At 64.0% G+C, this 2,880-nt stretch carries 4 protein-coding genes; 1 reads left to right on the forward strand and 3 read right to left on the reverse strand.

The genetic code is table 11. The features are described from left to right. Positions 1–757, reverse strand: a 757-nt coding sequence (locus tag JaAD80_RS28025; protein WP_146012579.1) for a citrate synthase, incomplete at its 3' end; no start/stop codon positions are given. Between the two features lie 105 nt (positions 758–862). On the opposite strand from JaAD80_RS28025, the gene JaAD80_RS28030 reads away from it, so the two are divergent. Beyond that, positions 863–1,387, forward strand: a complete 525-nt coding sequence (locus tag JaAD80_RS28030; RefSeq protein ID WP_102299426.1) for a GNAT family N-acetyltransferase — start codon at positions 863–865, stop codon at positions 1,385–1,387. Positions 1,388–1,460: 73 nt separating this feature from the next. On the opposite strand, the gene JaAD80_RS28035 is transcribed toward JaAD80_RS28030, so the two are convergent. Both JaAD80_RS28035 and JaAD80_RS28040 read right to left on the reverse strand, forming a co-directional pair. Further along, on the reverse strand, positions 1,461–2,105 hold the full coding sequence (locus JaAD80_RS28035) for a hypothetical protein (RefSeq protein ID WP_102299428.1): 645 nt from the start codon (positions 2,103–2,105) through the stop codon (positions 1,461–1,463). Between the two features lie 100 nt (positions 2,106–2,205). Continuing rightward, the gene (locus JaAD80_RS28040; RefSeq protein WP_102299429.1) at positions 2,206–2,592 is read right to left on the reverse strand and encodes a VOC family protein; all 387 of its coding nucleotides are present in this window, start codon (positions 2,590–2,592) and stop codon (positions 2,206–2,208) included. Positions 2,593–2,880: the final 288 nt, after the last annotated feature.

Raw genomic sequence — 2,880 nt, forward strand, 5'->3', positions numbered from 1 at the left:
CCAGGCCCGCCGCCAGCGCTGCTGGCAGGCTGGCCCCTGTCGAGGCCACGCAGCGCACAGCAAAGGTCGACGCATTCAATTCATGGTCAGCCAGCAGCACCAGCGCGGCGCGGATCAGTTCAGCCTGGGCCGCATCCGCACCCCAGGCGCGGGCCACTTGCACATGCAGCGGCAGGACGCCGGGCGGCGAGCGCAACAGCACGGCAGCCAGCACGCGCATCAGCATGGGGCCCGCTGCCAGCATGGCTTGCGGCGTGTGCGTTGGCGTGGCCAGCTGGTGTTCCAGCAGCGGCATGACGGCCATGGCGCGCGCCAGGGGCGGTGCGGCTGGCGCCATGGCCAGCACCCGGGCCAACCAGCCATCCGCCACATCCGCCAGCGCAGTCGTGCCGGCGCTGAAATAATCGGCCTGCCCTTCGTTCCATAGCAAAACAGCGGCCGCTTCCAGGGTGGCGTGCTGGGCCAGCGCCGCCGCATCGACGCCACGGTACAGCAGCCGGCCGTTGGCGATCTGTGAAATATGCGTTTCCAGCACGGGCAAGCCCCAGTGCATGGCAGCCACGGCCGCCTGCCCGCCCCGCTTGGCATCGTCCTTGCGCGCGGCCAGGCGCAGCACGGCCTCCTGCGGGTAGCGCTTGCGCCGCGATGTCCCGCTGTCCATTGACGGCAGCAAGCCGCGGCTCACGTAGGAATACAGGGTGGACAGGCTGACGCCCAGGATGCGCGCCGCCTCGGACGCCGACAGGTCTTCATTCATGGCCGCGATTGTATCCGCATCTTTACATTGATTGCCGGAATCAAGATTGACCGGCCACGCCGCGTGTCACTAGACTCATGCCTTTCCATGCCCAGACACCACACCATGACCACTTTCACATTGCGCACCCTGCGCCCGGACGACGCCAGCGCCTTGCTGACTTTCGAACTGGACAACCGGGCCTGGTTCGAGCGCCACATCGACGCGCGCGCCGGCGACTTTTATAGCCTGGATGGCGTCCGGGAACACATCGCCCAATTGCTGCAGGGCCATGCACAAGGGCATGCCCACCCCTGCCTCATTGTCGACCAGCATGGCGCCCTGATGGGCCGCGCCAACCTGAAGGGCATCGGCCAGCAAAGCGCCGAAGTCGGCTACCGCATCGGCCAGCAGCACGCCGGCAAGGGTCTGGCCACGGCCGCGCTGCGCCACCTGATCACCCTGGCGCGCACGCAATGGCGGCTGGCGCGCCTGACGGCCCACGCCATCGACGGCAATGCGGCATCCATCCGCGTGCTCGATCGCTGCGGTTTTACAAGGGGAATGGGGGTTGCCGATATCGCGGTGGTCAATGGCGTGGTTGTGGATGGGCACGAGTTTGTGCTGGAGCTGGCGTCCGGCACCCGCTAAGTGCCGTACTCCTCACTATCGTCCCGGCGCTGCCGTTGGTATGTCGGCGCACGCCATGCGGTCAGTGACGCGTTCAAACGTGGATTTCCTCAACCTCGCCCTCCTCTTCCACTGGAAGCACACGCCGGAAGGTATGCCAGTTTTCGTCGCAGTGAAACGGCCGCGCCGCACTGGTGTACATGTCATCGCTGTAAATCCCTGCGCCCAGGCGCCAGCCGACCACATGACCTGCGTACATGCCATTCGCCAGGTGGCTGACCACATCGGCCCGGGTAATCCAGCCGACAGAGCGGCCAAACACGGTGACGCCAGCGCACGCGGCATCGATTGCCAAGGCATCGGGACCGGCGAATCTGGCGCGCGCACTGCGAAATTCGCGCAGAACCTGTCCCTGATTAAAGTGTGCGTTGATTTCGGTGTCGCCCAAGCCCCTGCTATCGCGGTAGTCTTCCGCGTTCAAGTTGGCAAAACTCAGGTCGTGCGCGTGGGTCAGCTCGTGTGCAATTATGCATGCTTTTTGCGGCAACGATAATTGATCGAACTGGGGCGTCAGGTGGATGGTGAGGGCATCCACGGTTCTGCCATATGCCCCATTCAAGTCATGCGAGATAATGGCGCGCGCATTGGCCATACGGACGCTGTGCAAGAGCTGTTGCCCTGTCGGCAGGGTCAGCAGTGCGTCGCGGGCGGCGGTGTATCCATCTGGAACGTGCAGCATGGTACCTCCATTCATTGACTACGGTGCAAGCAAGACGTCTTACCGCGACAAACAGAGTAACAGCACCCGTAGGCCGCCAGGGTGCATCCCTCCTGCCCGGTTACTGCCCCGCCGGCGGCTGCCACAGCTCCACCTTGTTGCCTTCGGGATCGATGACCCAGCCGAACTGGCCGTATTCGGAATCCGGTGCCTTGTCCAGCACATTGCAGCCTTCGTCGCGCAAGGCTTGCAGCAGTGCATCGAGGTTGTCGACGCGGTAGTTGACCATGAAGGCCGCCTTACCGGGGGCGAATTGCTCGCTGTCGGGCGCGCTGACGGACCAGATGGTGGTGCCGCCCGTGGGCTTGCCGTCGGCATCCGCCCAGGTGAAGGCGGCGCCGCCCCAAGGCTGGACGTCGAGGCCCAGGTGGCGCTGGTACCAGGCGCGCAGCGCGGCCGGGTCGTGCGCGTGGAAGAAGATGCCGCCGATGCCAGTGACTCGTTTCATGTGAAGCCTCCGCTGAGGGACAAGGTCCACGCTGTTTGCAAAAAGTAACTTTACTTTAACACCATGCTTCCGGCGTGGCAAACCGCCCAGCCCCAGCGCCGCTCCATTGCTCACGCATCAGATTAACTAATCAACGCAAGCAATTGATTTGATTCACAATCACTGGCAGCTGGATGCATAATCGAGCAGCATGTCTTCCAGGAACAGCTTGGGCGACAAGGGATGCTCGGCAATGGCCCGGCGTTCATTCGCCGCCTTGATGGCGGCCATCAGCCGGCTGACGTTGAT

The sequence above is a fragment of the Janthinobacterium sp. AD80 genome, assembly GCF_002878455.1.
Lineage (GTDB): Bacteria > Pseudomonadota > Gammaproteobacteria > Burkholderiales > Burkholderiaceae_D > Janthinobacterium.